The sequence below is a fragment of the Kineosporia succinea genome (assembly GCF_030811555.1).
Taxonomy (GTDB): domain Bacteria; phylum Actinomycetota; class Actinomycetes; order Actinomycetales; family Kineosporiaceae; genus Kineosporia; species Kineosporia succinea.
Map to the genome: position 1 here is coordinate 3,471,478 of NZ_JAUSQZ010000001.1, position 21,121 is coordinate 3,492,598.

The 21,121-nt window shown below is 64.9% G+C and carries 18 protein-coding genes and 1 riboswitch; of the genes, 11 read left to right on the plus strand and 7 right to left on the minus strand.

Annotated features, from left to right (window positions below):
• Positions 1–318: 318 nt before the first annotated feature.
• On the plus strand, positions 319–2,364 hold the full coding sequence (locus J2S57_RS15245; RefSeq protein ID WP_307243153.1) for a glycoside hydrolase family 26 protein: 2,046 nt from the start codon (positions 319–321) through the stop codon (positions 2,362–2,364).
• Positions 2,365–2,475: 111 nt separating this feature from the next.
• Here the strand turns inward: J2S57_RS15245 and J2S57_RS15250 are convergent, their stop codons facing one another.
• Positions 2,476–2,850 carry a hypothetical protein gene (locus J2S57_RS15250; protein WP_307243157.1) on the minus strand — a complete coding sequence of 125 codons (375 nt, stop codon included), beginning with the start codon at positions 2,848–2,850 and terminating at the stop codon, positions 2,476–2,478.
• Positions 2,851–2,966: 116 nt separating this feature from the next.
• Here J2S57_RS15250 and J2S57_RS15255 point away from each other — a divergent pair, with 116 nt between their 5' ends.
• From J2S57_RS15255 to J2S57_RS15270, 4 genes are all read left to right on the plus strand, one after another.
• Positions 2,967–3,530: a LemA family protein gene (locus tag J2S57_RS15255; RefSeq protein WP_307243159.1), complete on the plus strand. Its 564-nt coding sequence runs from the start codon at positions 2,967–2,969 to the stop codon at positions 3,528–3,530.
• Between the two features lie 14 nt (positions 3,531–3,544).
• Positions 3,545–4,867: a DUF2207 family protein gene (locus J2S57_RS15260; protein ID WP_307243161.1), complete on the plus strand. Its 1,323-nt coding sequence runs from the start codon at positions 3,545–3,547 to the stop codon at positions 4,865–4,867.
• Between the two features lie 20 nt (positions 4,868–4,887).
• Positions 4,888–4,976: riboswitch (ZMP/ZTP riboswitch) on the plus strand.
• Positions 4,977–5,024: 48 nt separating this feature from the next.
• A complete protein-coding gene (glyA, locus tag J2S57_RS15265) occupies positions 5,025–6,323 on the plus strand; it encodes a serine hydroxymethyltransferase (RefSeq protein WP_307243163.1) in 1,299 nt (432 codons plus the stop codon).
• Positions 6,320–7,198 carry a bifunctional methylenetetrahydrofolate dehydrogenase/methenyltetrahydrofolate cyclohydrolase gene (locus tag J2S57_RS15270; RefSeq protein WP_307243165.1) on the plus strand — a complete coding sequence of 293 codons (879 nt, stop codon included), beginning with the start codon at positions 6,320–6,322 and terminating at the stop codon, positions 7,196–7,198. The genes glyA and J2S57_RS15270 overlap by 4 nt, the downstream gene beginning before the upstream one ends.
• 53 nt (positions 7,199–7,251) lie before the next feature.
• On the opposite strand, the gene J2S57_RS15275 is transcribed toward J2S57_RS15270, so the two are convergent.
• Positions 7,252–8,454, minus strand: a complete 1,203-nt coding sequence (locus tag J2S57_RS15275; RefSeq protein WP_307243167.1) for a M20 metallopeptidase family protein — start codon at positions 8,452–8,454, stop codon at positions 7,252–7,254.
• 41 nt (positions 8,455–8,495) lie between these two features.
• Complete coding sequence (locus J2S57_RS15280) at positions 8,496–9,158, minus strand: alpha/beta fold hydrolase (RefSeq protein ID WP_307243169.1); 663 nt, start codon at positions 9,156–9,158, stop codon at positions 8,496–8,498.
• Between the two features lie 39 nt (positions 9,159–9,197).
• Here J2S57_RS15280 and J2S57_RS15285 point away from each other — a divergent pair, with 39 nt between their 5' ends.
• From J2S57_RS15285 to J2S57_RS15295, 3 genes are all read left to right on the plus strand, one after another.
• On the plus strand, positions 9,198–9,914 hold the full coding sequence (locus J2S57_RS15285; protein ID WP_307243171.1) for an exodeoxyribonuclease III: 717 nt from the start codon (positions 9,198–9,200) through the stop codon (positions 9,912–9,914).
• Positions 9,908–10,720 (plus strand): exodeoxyribonuclease III, encoded by an 813-nt coding sequence (locus J2S57_RS15290; protein WP_307243173.1) that lies wholly within the window; start codon positions 9,908–9,910, stop codon positions 10,718–10,720. The genes J2S57_RS15285 and J2S57_RS15290 overlap by 7 nt, the downstream gene beginning before the upstream one ends.
• A gap of 72 nt (positions 10,721–10,792) precedes the next feature.
• A complete protein-coding gene (locus J2S57_RS15295) occupies positions 10,793–12,079 on the plus strand; it encodes a hypothetical protein (protein ID WP_307243175.1) in 1,287 nt (428 codons plus the stop codon).
• 79 nt (positions 12,080–12,158) lie between these two features.
• Here the strand turns inward: J2S57_RS15295 and J2S57_RS15300 are convergent, their stop codons facing one another.
• Positions 12,159–14,225, minus strand: a complete 2,067-nt coding sequence (locus J2S57_RS15300) for a hypothetical protein (protein ID WP_307243177.1) — start codon at positions 14,223–14,225, stop codon at positions 12,159–12,161.
• A 262-nt stretch (positions 14,226–14,487) separates the two neighbouring features.
• On the opposite strand from J2S57_RS15300, the gene J2S57_RS15305 reads away from it, so the two are divergent.
• Positions 14,488–15,156 (plus strand): HAD family hydrolase, encoded by a 669-nt coding sequence (locus tag J2S57_RS15305; protein ID WP_307243179.1) that lies wholly within the window; start codon positions 14,488–14,490, stop codon positions 15,154–15,156.
• A gap of 4 nt (positions 15,157–15,160) precedes the next feature.
• Here the strand turns inward: J2S57_RS15305 and J2S57_RS15310 are convergent, their stop codons facing one another.
• Positions 15,161–16,498 (minus strand): NsdA family TPR-like regulatory protein, encoded by a 1,338-nt coding sequence (locus J2S57_RS15310; protein WP_307243181.1) that lies wholly within the window; start codon positions 16,496–16,498, stop codon positions 15,161–15,163.
• A gap of 166 nt (positions 16,499–16,664) precedes the next feature.
• Here J2S57_RS15310 and J2S57_RS15315 point away from each other — a divergent pair, with 166 nt between their 5' ends.
• Together J2S57_RS15315 and J2S57_RS15320 are read left to right on the plus strand one after the other, a co-directional pair.
• Positions 16,665–17,342 carry a phytanoyl-CoA dioxygenase family protein gene (locus tag J2S57_RS15315; protein WP_307243184.1) on the plus strand — a complete coding sequence of 226 codons (678 nt, stop codon included), beginning with the start codon at positions 16,665–16,667 and terminating at the stop codon, positions 17,340–17,342.
• Between the two features lie 49 nt (positions 17,343–17,391).
• Positions 17,392–17,832 carry a hypothetical protein gene (locus tag J2S57_RS15320; RefSeq protein ID WP_307243186.1) on the plus strand — a complete coding sequence of 147 codons (441 nt, stop codon included), beginning with the start codon at positions 17,392–17,394 and terminating at the stop codon, positions 17,830–17,832.
• Between the two features lie 9 nt (positions 17,833–17,841).
• Here the strand turns inward: J2S57_RS15320 and J2S57_RS15325 are convergent, their stop codons facing one another.
• Positions 17,842–19,086 carry an MFS transporter gene (locus J2S57_RS15325; RefSeq protein ID WP_307243188.1) on the minus strand — a complete coding sequence of 415 codons (1,245 nt, stop codon included), beginning with the start codon at positions 19,084–19,086 and terminating at the stop codon, positions 17,842–17,844.
• Positions 19,087–19,635: 549 nt separating this feature from the next.
• A complete protein-coding gene (locus J2S57_RS15330; protein WP_487247774.1) occupies positions 19,636–21,033 on the minus strand; it encodes a helix-turn-helix domain-containing protein in 1,398 nt (465 codons plus the stop codon).
• Between the last annotated feature and the right edge of the window lie 88 nt (positions 21,034–21,121).

A 21,121-nucleotide genomic window follows, 5' to 3' on the forward strand; every position in this document is an offset into this window, starting at 1 on the left:
TGTCAGACCTGCAGCTCACAAGATCATTGACGCGGATCAACACCCCGTCATGACCTGCGTGGCGTCCGATCAGAGCGGATTGCGCAGCGGCTGTCCGGGCTTCACCTGAGACCGGACTGAGAATCCCAAGTTTGTCTTGAATGGCCTCTGACCAGCGCTGGTATGGTCTGGCCCACATTAGACGGTTGGGAACGGGGTCCCCTAGCATCACGATTCGATCTCGGTTGCGGTGAATGGCCGGGATGCGTCCGTATCAACCGGCCGAAGGCGGCCAGCAGCCGTACCGAACGCCGGCGACCATGGGAGCAGAGAACCATCGTGACGAGCAGACGCAGAGCTCCGGGCGAAGGCGAGCGAAGAGCGCAGGCCACTGCGGAGCGTGAGGCCCAGCCGGCCTCCGCCGACCGCGGTGAAGTGCTCGACAGCCGCCGCAGCCGCGCAAAGCGCGCAACGCACGATCTCGACCCCGCCGCAGGCCGCCGCAAGCGGCGCGCCGCCGTCAACGCGACGCTCAACGCACAGGTCCATGCGCAGGTCGGCGCCCCGGTCACGGTCGGTTCCGTCGAGGGTTCGTCCTTCTTCGCCGACGACCTGGGCGACCCGAGCGACCCGACCCCGACCCGACCCCGCGAGACGAGCCCCCGCGAGACCGGCCCTCGCGAGACCCGTCCCCGCGAGACCAGCAGTACCGGCCGCAAGAGCATCCGCGTCGCCGCCGCCCCGCCGGAAGAGCGCCTGAGTCGCGCCGACCTGCGCGCCCGCCGCGAGCGCATGGAGAAGCGCCGCCGTCGCCGCGCCCTGCAGCGCCAGCTCACCTTCGGCCTGATCGGCCGGGAGACCGACCCGGAAGCGGCCACCGTGGCCATTCCCCGTCTGGAAGAGACCGACACCGGCTCGATCAAGGTCGCCCGGTCGCGCTCGGAGCGAAAGGCCATGGAGACCGGGGCACTCGACCTCGGCACGGTCAGCTCGGCCGACACCGGCAGCATCATCATCGCCGACATCACCGTCGACGACCCCACGCCCACCGGTGAGATCTCCACCCGCCGCTCGCTGCGTGGCAAGCGCCCGCAGACCGGCCGTCGTTCCAGCCGGGGCCCGATCGGCCGCGCCGCCAGCAACAAGCGTGCCTGGCTGGGCGCCGTCGCGATCGCACTGACCGTGGCCGTCCCCGGTGGCTACTTCCTCGACCGCGCCCAGTCCGAGCCCACCCAGGAAGCGGCTCTGACCAGCGAGGGCAACACGATGCCGACGATCACGGCCGACCGGTCCACGTCGCCGACGTCGGAAGAGCTGAAGAAGAACCAGGAACGTCTGGGCAAGGCCACGGCCACGAAGACCAAGAAGGCCGCCTCCAAGACGACCAGCGCCGACAAGTCGAAGTCGCCCAGCGCCAGCAGGACCACGACCACCACCGACGACGCACCGACCAGCTCCAAGCCCGGCGGCACCACTCAGGTCGGCCTGGCCAACCTGAGTGACAAGGCCTCCGGCCTGGGCTGGGCCTCGGGCGTCTACATGCCGGGCAGCAACGCCAGCAACCAGGCGGCCTTCGCCCAGTGGCGCGGCACCGGGCTCGACGTGGTCGTCGACTGGCCGGCCCGCTCCAACTGGGACGAGCTGGTGAACCCGGACTGGCTGTACGCGGCCTGGAAGGGCACCTCGTACACCAAGTCGTTCGGTTTCCCGCCCTTCCCCGAAGACGGCAGCACGCTCTCCGAGTGCGCCACGGGTGCCTACAACGACAAGTGGAAGCAGATCGCCAAGAACATCAAGGCCGCCGGTCTGGACGACACCACCGTCATCCGCCTCGGCTGGGAGTTCAACGGCAACTGGTACGCCTGGGCCGCCGGTGACGCCGAGGCCTTCAAGGGCTGCTGGCAGCAGGTTGTCGGGGCCGCCGAGTCGGTCGCCCCGGCCCTGACCTGGGACTGGAACGTCAACCGGGGCGTGGGTTCCGGCCTGGCCGACGCGACCAAGGCCTACCCGGGCGACGAGTACGTCGACATCGTGGGCGTCGACTCGTACGACATGTACCCGGGCGCCGTCGACCAGGCCAGCTGGAACGAGCACCTCAACGGCAAGCAGGGCCTGAAGTACTGGGCCAACTTCGCCAAGAGCCACGGCAAGAAGATCAGCGTGCCGGAGTGGGGCGTGTACCCGGGTACCGCCAGCGAGGGCAGTAACGGCGGCGACAACCCCTACTACATCGCCAAGATGAACGCCTGGTTCCAAAGCCTCGGCAGTCAGCTGGCTTACGAGTCGTACTTCAACGAAGACGCCCCGTACTACGCCGGCTCGATCTATGGCAGTGGTCAGAACCCGAACGCGGGCGCGAAGTACCAGGAGCTCTTCACCAAGTAGTCCCAGCGAGATGAACGCCCTCGGAATACGTTTCCGGGGGCGTTCTTTCGTTCACGGGCCAAGAGCCACAACGATGGACGCGTCGGGAGACCCGGCGGCCGGGTGGGCCTCTCAGAGGATCCCGTCTTCGATCTGTTCCACGGTCACGCACCAGTACAGATCCTTGGCCAGGGCCTCCGCGTCCACCGCGGTGAGCTGTTTCTTCAGCAGCCGGAGCCGCTTACGGCGGGGCACCTCGGGATCTTGCCCCTCGCCCGCGTAAAAGGTGTCGAAGGCCGCCAGAAAGCCGCGGAACCCGTCCATCCCGCTGTTGAGAAGGCTCGGCGTGCTCGGGGTGGGATCGAGCAGGAAGAGGCGACCCTCGGCGTCCACCCCGATCTCCTGGTAGTGATTCGCCGCCCCGATGACCGTGAACGACCGCCCGCCCATTTCCTGTACGCGGGCCGGCCGGTCGTCGAGGGTGATGCCGAAGCGGAGCTCTTCCATACGACGAAGGATATGGCTTCGTGCCCGTCATCAGGCTTTGGAAGGATCCGGGCCGGGAATCCGGATCGCACCAAAGCTGCTGGCAACCAGGCTGTCCGAATCGCTACTTTTGCCGCATGGTGCTTGTGCTGACGCTGGTCGTCGTGGTGATGGTCGTTCTCGTCCTGGTCTGGGCCGTGAGCGCGTACAACCGGCTGGTCCGGCGGCGGAACCAGGTGGAAGCGGCCTCCGCGCAGATCGACGTGCAGCTCAAGCGCCGTCACGACCTGATCCCCAACCTGGTCGAGACGGTGAAGGGCTACGCCGCGCACGAGAGCGGCACCCTCGACGCCGTGGTGCGGGCCCGGCAGAGCGCCGTGGCCGCCGACGGCGCCCCGGTGCAGCAGCGAGCCGCGGCTGAAAATGAACTCACACAGGTGCTTTCGCGGCTCCTGGCGGTGGCCGAGGCGTATCCCGACCTGAAGGCCAGCCAGAACTTCGGGGCTCTGCAGGCCGAGCTGGCCACCACCGAGGACAAGATCGCCTACGCCCGCCAGTTCCTCAACAACGCCGTGCAGACCTTCAACACGAGCATCGAGACGGTGCCGACCAACATCGTGGCCGGGGTGGGCGGCTTCCGGCCGGCCGAGTACTTCGAGGTCCGGGTCGAAGAACGCGGCAACGTCTCCGTGCAGTTCTGAGGGACTGACGGACCATGTTGACGAAAATCGCGTTCGTCGCGATCTCCCTGGGCCTCTGGGCCGCCGCCTACGCGTACATGCTCCGGTCGACCCGGCCCTCCTCGGTGGAACCGGAAGCAGCCACCCAGGAGCTGCCCGGCTCCGAGCCGCCCGCCGTGGTGAGCCTGCTCGCCAACGACTGGCGCATCACCGAGGACGCGGCCGAGTCCACCCTGCTCGACCTCGCCGCCCGCCGCCGGCTGGAGTTCCGTCAGCCCGCGAACGACCCGAAGCAGACCACGGTGCACCTGGCGGCAACGACCGGCGACCAGCCCCTGACCCCTTACGAGCAGCAGGTTCTCGACCTGGTCACGAGCGTCGCGTACGAGGGCGGGGCCCCGGTCAGTGCCCTGACCTTCCGCGACCGGGCCGCGGCCACCGCCTGGCGCAGGTCCTTCGGTGACGCCGTGGTGGCCGAGGCCCGGGCGAGAGGCCTGAGCCGGCGCCGGTTCTCGCAGCGGCTCCTGGTGGTGCTCATCGCCGGCTCGGTGCTGCCGGCAGGTGCGGTCTACGCCGCGCTGTGGGGTACCGGCTACGGCCGCTGGGGAGCGCTGCTCACGTTGGGCGTCCTGTACCTGGTCGCCGCCCGTCCGCTGGGGGAGCGCGACACCGCCGCCGGCCGGGTCGTGGCCCGGCGCTGGCTCGCGGTGCGCGAGTTCCTGCGTGGCGACGAGGCCTTCGCCGAGCTCCCGCCCGCCGCCGTCACGGTCTGGGACCGCTACCTGGCCTACGGCGCGGCCCTCGGCGCCACCCGGGTCAGCTCGACCGTGCTCGACCTGGGCATGGGCGACCGCACCCGGGTCTGGTCGGCGTACACCGGCCACTGGCGCCAGGTCCGCATCACCTACCCGCGCCTGGGCCTGCACTACTGCAAGACCCCGCAGGAGGTGACCAGGGGGGCGCTCGGTCTGCTGATCCCTGTCGCCGTCATGGCCGGTGTCTCCGGTCTGGTGCTGAGCCGGGCCGACTACGTCAACGTGCCCGCGCTGGTAGGTGCCGCCGTGGTCGCCGGTCTCCTCGTCGTCCGTTCGCTCTATCTGGTCGTGCGCGCGCAGCGGGAGAAGGAGGCGTCCCGGGAGATCACCGGCCAGGTGCTCTGGATCGAGGCCTGGCAGGTGCGCGAGGAGGATCAGAAGGTGCCGCACCATCACCTGGCCGTCGATGACGGGCTCACCGGCGAGACCCGGGCCTGGGCTCTCCCGAACACGATGGTCGACCAGGTCAGAGTGGGTGACGTGGTGCACCTGGAGGTGCTCCCGTGGACCCGGAGAGTGATGTCGATCGCTCCGGCCGTCTGAGATCCCGGGCATTGTTAGTATGGGCGGGCCGCAACTGGCGTTCGGGTGGGTCACCACCGGGAAGCGGTGGAGTGTCGTCGTCATCGGGTCGTTCGCCTGGGCTCGAGGCAAGGCTCGACCCTGACCACCCGACGATGACACCGCCTGGAGTACAAGCATGACGTCTGACGCCGCCTCCACCAGTCGCGCGATCACCAACGAGTCCCTGGCCGACGCCGACCCCGAGCTCGCCGCCGTTCTCCGCAACGAGCTGGGCCGCCAGCGCAACACGCTCGAGATGATCGCCAGCGAGAACTTCGCGCCCCGCTCCGTGCTCGAGGCGCAGGGCTCGGTGCTGACCAACAAGTACGCCGAGGGTTACCCGGGCAAGCGGTACTACGGTGGTTGCGAGTTCGTCGACGTCGCCGAGGAACTCGCCCTCAGCCGCGTGAAGAGCCTGTTCGGCGCCGCGTACGCCAACGTCCAGCCGCACTCCGGCGCGCAGGCCAACGCCGCCGCCATGCACGCCCTGATCCGTCCGGGTGACACCATCCTCGGCCTCGAACTGGCCCACGGTGGCCACCTCACGCACGGCATGAAGATCAACTACAGCGGCCGTCTCTACAACGTGGCCGCCTACGGCGTCGACCCCGAGACGTTCCTGATCGACATGGACGTCGTGCGCCAGAAGGCCCTCGAGCACAAGCCGAAGCTGATCATCGCCGGCTGGTCGGCGTACCCGCGTCAGCTCGACTTCGCGGCCTTCCGCAGCATCGCCGACGAGGTCGGCGCCTACCTGATGGTCGACATGGCGCACTTCGCCGGCCTGGTCGCCGCCGGTCTGCACCCGAACCCGGTGCCCCACGCCCATGTCACCACCAGCACCACGCACAAGACGCTGGCCGGTCCGCGCGGTGGCATCATCCTCGCGGGCGACGAGGAGAACGCGAAGAAGTTCCAGTCCGCGGTCTTCCCGGGCCAGCAGGGTGGCCCGCTCATGCACGTGATCGCCGGTAAGGCGGCCGCGTTCAAGGTCGCCCACTCCGACGCGTTCAAGGACCGTCAGGAGCGCACGCTGCGCGGCGCCAAGATCCTGGCCGAGCGTCTCACCTCGGCCGACGCCGTGAAGGCCGGCGTCTCCGTGCTCACCGGGGGCACCGACGTCCACCTGGTGCTCGTCGACCTGCGCGAGTCGCAGCTCGACGGTCAGCAGGCCGAAGACCGTCTGCACGAGATCGGTGTCACCGTGAACCGCAACGCGGTTCCGTTCGACCCGCGTCCGCCGATGGTCACCTCCGGTCTGCGCATCGGCACGCCCGCGCTGGCCACCCGGGGCTTCGGTGACGAGCAGTTCACCGAGGTCGCCGACGTGATCGCGCAGGCCCTGCAGCCCAGCGCCGACATCGAGTCGCTGCGCAAGCGGGTCGAGAAGCTGGCCGGCGACTTCCCGCTGTACGAGGGCCTGGAGACCTGGTGACCGCGCAGCTTCTCGACGGCAAGGCCGCCGCGGCGGCGATCCGGGTCGAGCTTCGTGAACGGGTCACCGCCCTGCGCGAGAAGGGCATCGTTCCCGGCCTGGGCACGGTTCTCGTCGGTGAAGACCCGGGCAGCGCCAAGTACGTGGCGATGAAGCACGCGGACTGCCTCGAGGTCGGCATCAACAGCATCCGCGAGGATCTGCCCGCCGACGCGACGCAGGAAGACGTGGAGGCCGCGGTGCGGCGGCTGAACGACGACCCGGCCTGCACCGGTTACATCGTTCAGCTGCCGCTGCCGAAAGGCCTTGACTCCGATCGGGTTCTGGAGCTGATCGACCCGTCGAAGGATGCGGACGGTCTGCACCCGACCAACCTCGGCAAGCTGGTGCTCAACGTGAATGCGCCGATGACCTCGCCGATTCCGTGCACCCCGCACGGCATCGTCGACCTGTTGCTGCGCAACGACATCGACCTCAAGGGCAAGGAGGTCTGTGTGGTCGGCCGCGGCGTCACCGTCGGTCGTCCGCTGGGTCTGCTGCTCACCCGGCGCGAGCTCAACGCCACGGTCACGCTGGTGCACACCGGCACCCGTGACATCGCCGAGCACGTGCGCCGGGCCGACGTGGTCGTCGCGGCGGCCGGGGTCGCCAACATGATCACGGCCGACATGGTCAAGCCGGGTGCGATCGTGCTGGATGTCGGCGTCAGTCGCGGGGTCACCGACCCGGTCACCGGAAAGACCAAGCTGGCGGGCGATGTCGCGCTCGACGTGTGTGAGGTCGCCTCCTGGGTCGCGCCCAACCCCGGTGGGGTCGGGCCGATGACCCGGGCGATGCTGCTGGCCAACGTGGTCGAGGCCGCCGAACGTCGGTAGTGCGTCACTGACGATGAGGGACGCGGGTGCACACCCGCGTCCCTCATCGGGTTTCAGTTCTGCTTGAGTGAGCGAAGAGCCAACTGCGAGTAGAGCGCGGCGCCGTCGGCGAGCACCGAGTCGTCGAACACGGCGTGCGGTGAGTGGTTGCTCGGCGCCGTGTCCAGATCGTGCCCGTCCGGGCAGGCCCCGATGAGAACCATGGCTCCGGGCACTCTTTCGAGCACGCGGGAGAAGTCCTCGGTGCCGGTCAGGGGACGCGGCAACGTGAACGTGCGGGAGTCACCGAACAGCTCGGACGCCGTCTCGAACGCGAAAGCGGTGGCGCCGGAGTCGTTCAGGGTGACCGGGCACTCCTCGACGTACTCGATGACCACCTCGACGCCGTGCGCGTCCGCGATTCCCTGGCAGACCTGGTGGGCGATCTCGCGCACCTTGCGCCGCACACCCCGGTCGAAAGTGCGTACGGACGCCTCGAAACCGGCGGTCTCGGGAATCACGGTGTGTTTCGTACCCGCCTTGAGGCGGCCGACCGTGAGCACCGCGGCCTCGAAAGCATCGATGCGGCGGGTGATGGCGGTCTGCAGGGCCATCACCATCTCGCAGATGGCCGGCACCGGGTCGTGCGCCAGGTGCGGCGAGGCGGCGTGGCCGCCGGCTCCCCGGGCGGTGACGAAAAGCCCGTCACTGGCGGCCATCACGGCTCCCGGGCGGGAGGCGATCGTGCCCCGGGACACCTGGTTGGGCAGCACGTGCAGGGCGAAGGCCTGGTCGGCGGCGCGGCCGGCGGCTCCCAGGACACCGCCGTCGATCATCTTCGCGGCGCCCTGGTACCCCTCCTCGCCGGGCTGGAACATCAGCACGACGTCACCGGCGATCTGGTCGCGCCGGGCGCTGAGCAGCCGGGCGGCGCCGACGAGCATCGAGGTGTGCAGGTCGTGCCCGCAGGCGTGCATCGCCCCGTCGACGGTGGAGCGGAACGGGACGTCCACCTCCTCGTGCACGGGAAGGGCGTCCATGTCCGCGCGCAGGAGTACCACCGGGGCCTGCTCGGAGGTCTGGCCGCCTCTGAGCACCGCGGTGACCGAGCCGATCTCCTGGCCCGCCGTGATCTCGAGGTCGAGGCCGTCGAGGGCCTCGAGCACCGCCTGCTGGGTGCGTTGCAGCTTGAGCCCGATCTCGGGTCGCCGGTGCAGCCGATGCCGCAGGTCGGCGAGATCGTCACTGATCCCGGCCGCGTCGTCCAGAAGGGTCATGACTCGTGTCTACCCTTTGGCGCGCTGATATGACAGGGGTTTCAGTCAAGCAGCCCCCGGATCGCGGTCGCGACTTGCTCCGGAGCCTCGTGCACCGGCGTGTGACCGGTGGGTAGCAGGAGCAGCCGGGTGCTTGGGATGCCGTCGGCCAGTTCCTGGGCGTGCCTGATGGGCCGGGCCTGGTCGTACTCGCCGTGCACCACCAGGGTCTTGGCGGCGATGCGGTGCAGGTGCGGCCGGAAGTCGAGCTCGTGCTGGCTCATGAGGGCGTCGTGGGCGGCCTTCGGGTCGGTCGCCGCGGCCCAGGCGAGCCATGCTTCTCGGAGGTGGGGCTCGAGGGGTGCGTGGAACGACCGGTCGAGGACGGCTTCGAGCAGCTGCCGGGGCATCTCCTGACGCAGTTGGCCCAGGATGGCTTCGACGTCGCCGTGGTCGCGCATGTGGGCGCCGGTGTCGACGAGCACCAGGTGGCTGACGGTCTGCGGGTGGTGGATGGCGAGCTGGAGGGCGATGGCCCCGCCGGTGGAATGGCCGATGACCACGGTCGGTCCGGTCAGGTGCCCGGCGAGGGCGGCGGCCATCGACGGGATGTCCCAGGGACCGGGTTCGGTGAGCCACGAGTAGGTCGCGAGTTCGATGTGCTCGCCGAGACGGTCGAACACGGCGGGGGAGCAGAACGACCCCGGGAGAGCTACTGCCGTCATTGGCCGGGTCACCTCGGATGATGGGAGAGGATGGGCGGCATGAGGATCGCGACCGCCAACGTCAACGGTATCCGGGCTGCTGAGCGGCGGGGGATGCCCGCCTGGCTGGCGCAGCGTCAGCCGGACGTCCTCTGCCTCCAGGAGATCCGGGCGGATGACGCGACGCTCATGAAGATCATGGGTGAGGGTTGGTACGGGGTGCACGAGGAGGCCTCGTCGGCGAAGGGCCGCGCCGGGGTGGCGGTGCTTTCGCGCACGGAGCCGGTGGAGGTCCGCTCCGGCCTGGGCTCGTTCCTGGGAGCGGGCCGCTGGGTGGAGGCCGACTTCCAGGTGGCCGGTGGCCTGCTGACGGTGGTCTCGGTCTACGTGCACACCGGCGAGTCCGAGACCCCGAAGCAGGACGAGAAGTACGCCTTCCTGGCCGAGATCCGGGAGCGGATGGGCAAACTCGCGGCCGACGGGCGTCACCTGGTGGTGTGCGGCGACTTCAACATCTGCCACCGGGAGGCCGACCTGAAGAACTGGAAGGGCAACCTGAAGAAGTCCGGCTTCCTGCCGGCCGAACGCGCCTGGATGGACTCGCTGTTCGACGAAGACGGCTTCGTCGACGTGCACCGTTCGCTGGCGGGGGAGGGGCCGGGGCCGTACACGTGGTTCTCGTGGCGGGGCAAGGCATGGGATAGCGCAAGTCCTCAATCTGCCACATGTATTAGTGCAGGTCAGAACGTTACGAAGGGTATTCTCGCGTCGTGCTGAGGGTTGCTACTGCCAACGTGAACGGTATCCGGGCGGCTGAGCGGCGGGGTATGCCTGCCTGGCTCGCGGAGCGTGCTCCGGACATCCTCTGTCTCCAGGAGATCCGCGCGGATGACGCGACGCTCATGAAGGTCATGGGTGAGGGTTGGTACGGGGTGCATGAAGAGGCCTCGTCGGCGAAGGGACGGGCCGGCGTGGCTGTCCTCTCCCGGACTGAGCCGGTGGCGGTGCGCTCGGGCTTGGGCACCTTCGTGGGTGCCGGCCGCTGGGTGGAGGCTGACTTCGCCCTGACGCCTTCTGCTGAGGGGGAGCCCTCGCTACTGACGGTGGTGTCGGTCTACATCCACACGGGTGAGGCTGAGACGCCTAAGCAGGATGAGAAGTACCGGTTCATGGATGAGATCCGGGAGCGGATGAACAAGCTCGCCGCTGATGGCCGGCACTTGCTGGTGTGCGGGGACTTCAACATCTGCCACCGTGAGGTGGACCTGAAGAACTGGAAGGGCAACCTGAAGAAGTCCGGGTTTTTGCCGCGGGAGCGTGCTTGGATGGATTCGTTGTTCGATGAAGACGGGTTTGTTGACGTTCATCGTAAGATGGCTGGTGAGGGGCCTGGGCCTTATACATGGTTTTCATGGAGAGGCCGTGCATGGGATACAGGTGCTGGTTGGAGAATCGATTATGTGATCTGTGAACCTTCCTTAGCTGCGGTCACCGCCACAGCTGACGTCGACCGCGCAGCGACATATGAGGATCGCTGGAGTGATCACTCGCCGGTGGTTGCTGATTTCAATATGACTTGGTGACCTTGCCTTGAGCCCGCGGACGTGGGTGTAGCATCTCACGCAGAATAGGCGCCAATTCTTTCCGGGGGAAACGTGAATCCTGATGAGTTGCGGCGATCAGCTCTTGAAGAGGCCGAGTGGTCACTCATGGCTGAAGGTATTAGGTGCCATGAAACGGGTGCTCGCCGCGCGGCCTATATCATCGCCTGGGTAGCTTGCGCGGAGGCGTTGACGGCGCGCTTATCCTCGATGAGTCACGGCCATGGTGGTTTGGCGAAGGAACTCGAAGCTTATCGAAATGACCCAAGAGATGCTGACCTCATTCGGATGGGGCAACAATATGGGTATCTCTCGGAAGTCGAAGCCGAGACGCTTCGCACCATCATGAAGCACCGGCATCAATATGCTCACCCGAATAGCATTAGCCCGCGTGCTTTTGAGGTGGAGTTTGCTATCGAATATGCAACGCGCACCGTCCTGGCAAGGCAAGCTAAGACCACCGCCAAACTTGCAAAGCAACTGGCGGAGAGAATAGCTACCGACCCTGAGGTGATTTACTCTGGCGTTGCTCCTGCCAAGGCATGGGTAGATGAGAATGCCGATGAAATCGCTCCCGAAGCCCACTCTGCTTTTCTTATTTCTCTTGCGACATGCGAAATTTCGTCCACTAATGCTGATGCCGAACTACTTCGGCAGCGTCGACGAACAATAATTGCTGATCTTCTTGAAAGGTGGCGTCCGGACTTCACGGAATCGCGATGGAAGTTGCGGGAGATTCTTGATGGGTCGCAGTGGCTGGACTTTGCTTGTGCAGTTACGACGGTCGACCATTGGCATCTGATTCCGAACAATTTACAACCAAAACTTGTACAGCGTGTCATCCGAGAAGCGAATCCTCAGGAGCGTTCTCGACCCCCCTGGTCCGGTTTGGCTGAAGTTGCGAGGGACCCCAGGACAGGAAACCAGGAAATCAGGGATGCTCTTGTGGGTTGGGCTAACGTGGTGGATTTGCGGGTCCTGAAAGTTGACCCATGGCAACCTATGCTCTTGGAGTTTACTTCGAGCAGACTGCGGACGGCTTTGACATCCCCCAGTTGGGGGAGTGACGGAGATCGGGTGGAGGCGGACCGGAAGACCGCCGCGGAGCTCCTGAGCTGGTTAAGAATTGCAGAGTTGAATCGCCTCGATACGGAGGAGCAGCAGCAATTGGCCCGGTCCTTGATGTCGGCCGCACTGACGCATGCCAGCGAAGAGGCTCTTACCGCAGCTCAAAGGCAAGTTCGGTTCCACGACAAGAGTTCCCTGCCGTTTCATGAGACCTTGAAGCAAATCCTAGAAGATCCTGAGAGATTCAAGAAAGATGAAGAGCCTCCTTTTTGATAGAGAATTTGAATGTCCGCGGAGTAAGGTAGGTGTGCCCTTCCAATATTGAAGAAAATATTCACATGAACAATCGCCCTTAGCGATTTAGTTCCTCTTGGATGGCCTTGATGATCGGTGCCCAAGCATATTGCACGTCTTCGAGTTGCTGCTGCCCCGGGATTCGCTTCCCGCTGTAGCGGTATTTTTCCCATTCGGCCCTCAGGAATACGATGTCCTCATCAATACGCACGACCCCTTCGTTCGTGAGTACAGTTAGGGCGCGATGGAAGTCTGTGGTGTTGAAGGGTTGGCGTCCGGCGAACTTCATAATGAAGACTCCTCGCTCGCCCCGGTGCCCGTGATTTCGAGTAAGGTTCATAAGCTTGTTAATTAAGCGCACGACTTTTTGGTCTTGTCCTTCATCTTCGTCAAGGTCAACTCGGTGACTCACCCACGGATAGTGCAATGTCAGCGACTTCGGTACGCGTAGTTCCAATTCGCCGTACGGGGGAAGCTGAGTGCATTCGGTCGGCAAGATAAGCTCTTGGCTTGCCTCCATCACAACATTTGGTTCCCCAGAATCATCGCTGCCAGCGCTTCTATGCTTACGAGTTATCTCAACATTAGTTCCTTCGGCTCTGATATCGCGCCCCCTGATGAAAAGATCCGGCCCCAATGGGAGGCTCGCCCCACGACTGGTAAGTTCAACACGGCCACGCGAATCAATGGTCAAATGAGTAAGTGGTCCCATCAAGCGTAGAGTATCGGGAGTTTCTGGGATCAGTTTGAAATCAACTCTCCTATCGCCGCTGTCCCCACGCTTGATAGCGACATAACCTTCAAAGTACTCCTCTTCGGGGGGAGTACTGATAGCCACATCTATCGAAGACTTGGTCCACTCTGACGCAATTAGTGAGGCATGCAGGGCAGCAAATTGGGCCTCCTCGATGATCAATTCATCTTTGGCGTCCACGAAGTCGAAGAGAAGGCCGGAAGCTTGTCCAATATCTAGGAGCCTGCTTGAGGTAAACAAGTTTCCATTGAATTCTGTGGCGGCTACATAAGCCTCAAAAACGGGACTTGCCCACTGCCCCTCAGATCGGAATGCGTGCTCCTCGGCAAAGCTGGAGACTCTCTCGCTATACTCATTTCGAATCTTCTCGTCATCAATATGGCTCATGTCTGGATAGGGTGATTTTTCAAGGGAGTGGCACAGCCACTGTATTTGCTCGGGGGGCAGGTAAGAGGATGCGGGGGGAAGGCCTAGTTCGCTTGCGACGGGCGCCACTTTGGTCTGCTCACGCTCTAGCAGCCCTTCCATGATCTTTTTCAAGAGTGCTATGCGGTCGGGAGAAGTCTGATTGATTGTTTCGAAACTTTGGCGAATGGCTAAATAGTTGGGCTTTTTAATTAACATTGCCGATACGGCGTCCAGTACGGGTGGGTAACCCACGAACGCTTCTGAGTGCGAGCCAGTTGCTGCCCGGCGCAGCGCGTCAATCAATGCATCACGGGCTCGCGTATACTTTTCGCTCGTTCGATCCGTTTCTGGGTCGCGGTGCCTCACTACCTCATCGACGTATTCTCTGCAGCGATCAGGGGCGAAATGCGAGATCTCCCACCACGAAACCGTAACACCAGCATCGGTTAGATTGACCCAAAGATCTTCTAAAGTCCTTTCGCGGCCAAATAGAATGCATTGAATGCCATCTGCTGTGAACTCCTCGATCGACGAAACGAACTCCTGCCAGGAGGTGCCTGAAACCCGCACGCGTGCTTCATCGAGAGAATCGATGACAACAATTGGTTGTGATGCCGACCTTAGGACAGGTTTGATTTGGTGAGTTCCTAAAAACTGCATCAGTGCATGCTCAAGAGAAGTGCCACTGACTGCCTTATCCATCTCCAATTTCCACAGGGGAGATCGAAGGCGCAAAGCTAGCTGACGAGCGACGGTGCTCTTACCTGCCGCTCCCCTTGCTGAGACCAGAATGATCGAAGGGTCGCTTTCTTCGACATTTGGTAACAACACAGGCGGAACAAAGAATTCGTTCGGCAATGCTTGAGGAACTTCAAACTGCGGAGATCCGAGTCCATTCAGCCCAGTCTGTGTGCCAATGATTTCTAAGAAATCATTGAACAAAGTAGCTGCTTGCTCCCCCATGGGCTCCCCCTTGATGCAGTTTCAGTCGGGATATCCTATGGCCGGATAGTCGGCGCAGCGTAGCTGACCTGCCGTTCGGCGTGGCGGTACCCGAAATAGTCCGGATCCGGTGGCTTGGGTCGATCGCATGTTCCCATAGATGGGAATAGGCTAATTCGGTGTGGCACGTTGGTGGGTTCGCCCATTTGGTGGCGGGGCGTAAACTATCGTGCTAGATAGCATTATTGGTGATCAGTCCGGTTTTATGGTGGAGGTGTGGGTCGTGTCCTCGTCGATTCAAGCTGTGTTTTTTGATGTTGGCGAGACGCTGGTTGACGAGACGCTTGAGTATGGGACCTGGGCTGACTGGCTCGGCATCCCAAGGCATACATTCTCAGCTGTTTTTGGAGCCATTATTGCCCGAGGTTCGGACTATCGAGAAGTATTTCAGTACTTCCGTCCAGGCTTCGACTTGGCTGAAGAGCGTCAGAGACGAGTCGATGCAGGTCTGCCTGAGTCGTTCTCCGAGCAGAACCTGTACCCAGACGCGCGCACATGCTTGGCCTCGCTGCAGCAACTCGGCCTGACCGTTGGTGTGGCTGGAAACCAGACGGCTCGGGCGGAGACGATCCTTCGAGCGTTGAAGCTGCCGATTGACGTACTGGGCACCTCGGACAGTTGGAACGCTGAAAAGCCTTCTATCGCGTTCTTTGAACGGCTGGTTCAGGAGGCTGGCTGCCCAGCAGGCGAGATCTTGTACGTGGGCGACCGCCTGGACAACGATCTCCTGCCGGCCCTGGATGTTGGTCTCGAGGGCGCCGTGATCAAGCGTGGCCCGTGGGCTCACATCTGGGCCGATCGGCCGGAGCTGGAGCGATGCCTGTTCCAACTCGACAGCTTGGCTGAGTTGCCTGATCTGGTCGCTGCCCACAACAAGGCTTTCGAGTTCTGATCGGTTACGGCCTGCTGCTCGTGATGAGCGTCCGCGCCCGATCGATGGCGTGGTCTGCGGAGCCTGCGGGTAGGCCGTCTCGTACGTCGGCGAGTTGTCGCATGGTTCGCTGAGACGTCACGAGCGGGACGTCGTGCTCGATGCTGATCACGGTTCGCGCTGCGGCATCGGGCGAACCGCTGATCAGCTGGGCTGTAGCAAGTCGGGCGGAGATGAGGACTCGGGAACGGCGCTGTTCGGGGGAGCGGTCGTTGAGCGCTGCCTGTAGGTGGGGGACGGCCTGGTCGGGGTGTCCGAGGTAGGTCAGGATCGAGCCGGTCTGGTGCTCCAGGGCTGGCACCCCGTATCCGCCGGTCCAGCCTGCTGTGGAGCTGGCGCGTTCAACGTCTGTCTCGGCGCTGCGGAGGCAGGCTTGCGCCGACCAGCGGTCTCCGGAGGCGGCGTGGGCTTCGGCGAGCATGCCGCTCGTCCATGCCCGGAGCCGTGGGTTGGCACCTCGGGGGAGAGCTGAGCATGCGGCTTCGGCGAGTTCCACAGCCCGTTGGTGGTGGCCCAGTTCGACGGCTTGAAGCGCCAGAGCTCGGAGGGCCGTTGCTCGGGCTGGGCCGTCGTTGGCTTCGTCGGCGAGGCGGGCTGAGCTGATGTAGTAGCGCTGGGCTTGGCCGGCGCGGCCGGCGTCTGAGGACATCCAGCCGGCCAGGTACGTGAGCTGGGCGGCCACCGTGAACAGTTCGGGGCGGTGGCGGCCGGTCGAGCCGTGCAAGAGCGGCAATACGGCGCTCGTGAGGTATGCCGCTGTCGGCGGTAAGGCGTGGTCTCCGCCGAAAAGGTCGTCAGCTCGGGCGAACTGGGCCGTCATCTCGCGTATGCGTTCGATTTCGGCTGGGCCAGCGTTGACCGACGAGGCCGAGCGCTTGGGGATTTCCCAGGGGCGGGGTGGGATGGTGAGGGCGGCGAAAGCGTAGAGGCTGGTTGCGTTTAGGAACGATCGTCGGTCCATGTCTAGCCTTCCCAAGCGGCTCAACCTGACTACCGCGTCCCCTTGCCAGGGATCGTCCGGGCTCTCGTGCTCCGGTGAGGGCCATCCGAGGTCAGCCGCGGTGAGGTTGGGGCGGTGCAGGAGACGGCTCATCGCCTCGACGATGACCGGGACGGCTTCGGCTCGCGGGGTGGTTCCGGTTCTCCAGTGTGCGAGCGTGCTCTTGTCCGGGTACAGCACCCGTCCGCCGGCCTCGACGCTGACACGGTGAATCTCGGCGGCGATCTCGGCCAGCGTGCGGTTGGTGTCCTGGATCGCGGTCTGCCACTGGTGGTTGCTGATCGGACGTCGTCGTGCCGTCATATGCACCTTCCCCCGTTCCCCCGGTTAGGGGGCCAGCGTGGTCCGCGTGTGCAACGTGGCGCAATCGGGACTGCGCATCATTCAACGGCTTTCAACCGCGCACCATCTTCTCGTCAGCGCTCCGGCGACGAACACTCGTAGTACCGGACACGACGGGAGCTGGATCATGACGAACGAATCGGTGCAGGTCAGCGAGGCTGCGGCCGGATACCGGGTGATCACGTGGGCCGATCCGGAAACAGCGCGTGACCTGGCTCAGCAGGTGCTCGACGGGCACGGCGGGCTGGACATCATCAGGGCACCGCACCTGACCGAGCGGTGGGCGGTACGGGCTGCGAATGCGGATCGGGTCACGGCTGCGGTCCGGGAGCGCATCGGGGATCGGGTCACCATCGAGCACAGCTTCGGCATGGTGAAGTGGCCGGGCCGGCTGTTTCGGGTGCCGTGGCATCAGGACGGGATCGATGAGCACCTGGTGCTCGATCCGGCTCGTTCGGTGTGCGCGTGGCTCGCACTGACGGACGCGCCGGTTGAGGCTGGGGGTCTCCACGTCGTCCCTGGTTCGCATCTTCGTGGTTATGTGCCCCATGCCCCGGAAGTGGAGCCGGATCCGGCGCGCGGCCATGCAGTCGCCATCCCCGATGTGGACGAGTCGCGCGCGGTGGCGCTGCCTCTGACCGCCGGTCAGGCGGTCGTTTTCGACGTTCGTCTGTTTCATGGTTCGCCATCCAACACTGCGACGTTTCCTCGTATCGGGTTGAACGTCCGCTACGTCGCGCCGGGTGGAATCCTGCGGCGCGACTACCCGAGTTCCGATCCGACCAGGCGCCGGTCCGATCGGTGATCCACCAGAACCACCGAATCCCAACGGTCTCCATCCTTGAGGAGGAGCAATGACGATCATCGACGGGCGTGACGCCCTCGACGTGCGGGAGAACTTCGGGACGCTCGTGCGGGTCCTGATCGGTGAGGACGCGGACGCGGAGCGGCGGGGTGAGAAGTCGCCGATCGCGCGTTCGGACTGCACGTACTACTGCCCGGACGCCTCGACGGCGGCCCGGGTCATCTCGGCGCTGCGTGAGTCCGACGAGCGGCTGAGGTCGCGGCCGGAGGAGCTCATGCTCTGGGACTGGCAGTCGACGTTCTGGGAGGCCGAGCTCGGCAACCCGGCCGGCGGTGGCTCGGTCCGGCTCGGTGTGGCCTGGTACGACCCGGCCTTCTTCGCCGAGCGCCGCGACGCCTGGTTCGGGCGCATGCACACCGAGATCTACAAGCAGCTCGGCGTGCCGCTGGAGAACATCACCGTGCAGCACTGGACCCTCCTGGACGCCTGACACGTCTGGTCAAGCGACCGGAACGGCCTGGCTGGTAGAGGGTTCGGCCTGAGGCTGCGGTGACCGGGCGATCCACACGCACCCGGTCACCGCGGCTGCCACCGTCACGGCGCTGGCCGCGACGTACGCCACCGTCGGGTTGGCTGCTGCCAGTGCGGGGACGATGAGCATCGAAGCCGTGCCCCCGGAACGGATCAGGGTCTGGTCGACGGTGATCAGTCGTCGGCGGACGCGCGTGGGATGGCTGGCCATGTACGTCCCCATCAGGACCGACGAGATTGGGATGAGGCCACCGGCGAGGACCGAAATCGCCATGAGAACGGGCAGACTCGGTGCGAAACCCGTAGCGGCCATGAGGAGACCCTGCGCGGCCCAGGTCAGGCAGTACGCCACGGCCACGGATTGGGGGAGACGGATGTTTCCCAGCACCAGGTGACAACCAAGTGCACCGGCACCCATAGCGGCCATGACCGTCCCGTAGGCGCCGGGACCCGCGTCCATACGTGTGGTCAGTAGTGCAGGAAGAGCGAATCCGGCTGCCCCAGCGACAATCCCAACGGTGTGCATGCCGAGCATGACGCGGGCACGTGGGTGTTCTCTCAGGATCTGCCGAGCTCGGAGGGTGTTCTGGGTCTTGGCCACATCGCGGGCTTGGTGGGCCACTGTTCGGCCGGTTCCGGCCAGAGCTCGGGGGAGTAGGAGCAGAGCAAGGGCAGAGAGGATGAATGTGGTCGCGTCGATCCAGAAAAGTATGGACGCGGACACGAGAGTCAGTAGGGCCCCTGCGGTCCCGGGGCCGGCCACTCGGGCAATGCGGCCGGTGAGGTCCATCAGCGCGACCACGGTGGGGACGTCTTCGGGTTTCACCAGGTCGGGCGTCATGCTTCCCAGGTTGGGATCGAAGAACGCGCCTCCGAAGCCCAGGAGGCCGGCAACCACGATGAGCCCGGTGATTCCGCCGAAAGCCCAGGCCAGCGGGAGGGCAGCGACCAGGGCGGCGCGGGTCACGTCGATCAGGGCCATTGCACGCAGGTGCGCGCAGCGGTCGATCAGTCGCCGGCCGAAGATGCCGACCAGGATGTAGGGGACGGACTCGGCGACGGCCACCCATCCCATCGCGGCGGCTCCGCCGCGTTCCCAGGCCACCCACATCACGGCCATTGCGTAGATGCGGTCACCGCCGACGGACAGCATCTGAGCGAGCCAGAGCAGCAGAACGGTTCGATCCCGGCGCAACAGTTCCAGATACCGCAACGATCCCCCTGGCCGATTCGCGAACCGATCGAACGACCCGCCGAGACTAGGGGAGAAGAAGGGCTACCCGCAGGGAAACCGGTCCGGTCGTCTACGCCAGGGTGAGCTCGAGCTGGACGAACACCAGCAGAGTCGTTTTCCTCTGCGGGCGGCGAGGTTTGGACGGTGAAAAGGGGCGTCGCACGCTGGTGAACCGACCGAGCGCGTCACGAAGCAACAGGATGGGAAACCAGAAGTGCGGGGTGCGGCGTCGGTTCATCGGCCTTGTCCTCCCGTTGGTGGTCTCGCGGCGGTCCCGGCCGTTCTTGCCGGTCCCGCTGCGGGCACCAGGTACCGCGCCCTGGGAGGCTCGCAATCAACTTCGCCCCGTCCACCTGGTCTCTCGGCAGCTGTGCGTAGCACAGACCTTGACCGGGCTGGGAGTGCGGAGTTGATTGTGAGTCAGGGCGTGGTACCGAAAGGTGAGCCGAGAGACAAAGGTGATCGGCCCGCGCGTCGCCTCACCGATGTGGCAGGGAGGTTCGCGCGGGCCGTACGGACGCGCGTCCTTCAGACTGAGCGCTGACCGTTCACGGCGACCATGCTCCGCATCCGGTCTTCGAGCTCGCGCACCTGCCGGTGCTGCTGCTGTCCGGTGAGCTGGTGCCGCACCTCCTGAACCCGGTCATAGCCGGTGGCGTACCAAGATTCGCTGAGCTGGTCGAGAGCCTTGCCCGCGTAGGTGAACGCAGCTTCGGCGTCGGTGTCGATGTGGGTTGCGGCGAGATCTGCGTAGATCACGGCCTTCTGCTTCGCCGCGTCGGGATCGAGCTGCTCCAAGGACGTTTCGAGGTGGGTGCGGGCCTGCTCGTGGTTTCCGAGGACGTGGTGAGCGTGGCCGGCGAATCCTGCGAACCGGGACGCATCGAAGAAGTCCAGCCAATCGGGTTCGTCGCCCTCGTCGGGGAGTAGACCCTCGGCGCGGTTGAGCGCGCGCATGCTGGTGTCGGAGTCGTTGACGCTCGCCATGACTTCGGCCTCGACGCAGCTGAGCCAAGCTCGGGTGAGCGGGCCCGTTCGGTGACGAGAGTGGGCCGTTGCCGCAGACAGTGCAGCTCTGGCGGCGGATGCGTCCCCGTTGTGCGCAGCCAGAAAGCTGACGTGGGCGAGGACAGCGGCGGCAAGGGCGTGGTCGCCGGCCTCCTCGGTGGCCTGAAGCGCCAGCGTGAGATCCGATTCGGCCGGCTGCACGCGCTTGAGGTCGAAGAAGGCGATGCGGCCGGCCAGCATGGCGGACTCGCTCAGAGCTGTTGCCAATCGCCGAGTCTCGGCCTGTGACCCGCCTGCACTGAGCAGCTCCTGCCCGAGGGAGACGTGGGCCTTGACCGAGGTGTAGAGCGGCAGGGGCGCCGTTGACCAGTACAGATGACGCTGGCTGAGGGTGATTGCCTCGAAGTCGTCGACCACGGCCGACGAAAGGCCACCAGAGGCGTTGAGCTGTTGGGCCATCCGCGCCGGAACGTCCGTGTTCTCGGTCAGCAGGGACGGCAGGAGTGGGGCGGCTCCGAATGCGAGCAGCCCTTTCATGAAGGTTTCGCGGTCCATCTCGCCTTTACCGCTGAACATAGAGACCAGCCTCCACAGCACTTCTATCCCGTCGTCGTTCGTGGCGGGACGCATTGCAAGTTCTTCCGGATCGAGCAGTCCGAGCTCGTCCGCCGGCATCCCGAACACGATGACCAGGTACTTGCGGTATCGCGGTTCGGGGGCTCGTTCGCCGCTTTCCCAGCGGCGGACCGTGTTGCGCGAGAGTCCCGTGTCGGTCTCGTTCTCGGCCGTCATCGCCCGGACGATCTGGCACCGCAATTCCTCGTGTGACCAGCCACGACGTAGGCGGGCCCAGGCAAGCTGACGATTGGGTGGTCGTTGCCCGGATGCCATTGCTGATCCTCCGTCGCCTGGATTCATGCGATGCCGGTGAGCCTCGCCTGACACTTCCTCGCGCTAGGGAAACCGTAGCTGCCTCGCTCCTATATCTCTCGGGGTGGTTACACAT

Excerpts from the sequence above, each read along its gene's own strand:
- J2S57_RS15260 (WP_307243161.1), top strand. The coding sequence starts at position 3,545 with ATGTTGACGAAAATCGCGTTCGTCGCGATCTCCCTGGGCCTCTGGGCC.
- J2S57_RS15315 (WP_307243184.1), top strand. The coding sequence starts at position 16,665 with ATGACGAACGAATCGGTGCAGGTCAGCGAGGCTGCGGCCGGATACCGG.
- J2S57_RS15320 (WP_307243186.1), top strand. The coding sequence starts at position 17,392 with ATGACGATCATCGACGGGCGTGACGCCCTCGACGTGCGGGAGAACTTC.
- J2S57_RS15285 (WP_307243171.1), top strand. The coding sequence starts at position 9,198 with ATGAGGATCGCGACCGCCAACGTCAACGGTATCCGGGCTGCTGAGCGG.
- J2S57_RS15300 (WP_307243177.1), bottom strand. The coding sequence starts at position 14,225 with ATGGGGGAGCAAGCAGCTACTTTGTTCAATGATTTCTTAGAAATCATT.
- J2S57_RS15250 (WP_307243157.1), bottom strand. The coding sequence starts at position 2,850 with ATGGAAGAGCTCCGCTTCGGCATCACCCTCGACGACCGGCCGGCCCGC.
- J2S57_RS15310 (WP_307243181.1), bottom strand. The coding sequence starts at position 16,498 with ATGACGGCACGACGACGTCCGATCAGCAACCACCAGTGGCAGACCGCG.
- glyA (WP_307243163.1), top strand. The coding sequence starts at position 5,025 with ATGACGTCTGACGCCGCCTCCACCAGTCGCGCGATCACCAACGAGTCC.
- J2S57_RS15330 (WP_487247774.1), bottom strand. The coding sequence starts at position 21,033 with ATGAATCCAGGCGACGGAGGATCAGCAATGGCATCCGGGCAACGACCA.
- J2S57_RS15255 (WP_307243159.1), top strand. The coding sequence starts at position 2,967 with ATGGTGCTTGTGCTGACGCTGGTCGTCGTGGTGATGGTCGTTCTCGTC.
- J2S57_RS15280 (WP_307243169.1), bottom strand. The coding sequence starts at position 9,158 with ATGACGGCAGTAGCTCTCCCGGGGTCGTTCTGCTCCCCCGCCGTGTTC.
- J2S57_RS15275 (WP_307243167.1), bottom strand. The coding sequence starts at position 8,454 with ATGACCCTTCTGGACGACGCGGCCGGGATCAGTGACGATCTCGCCGAC.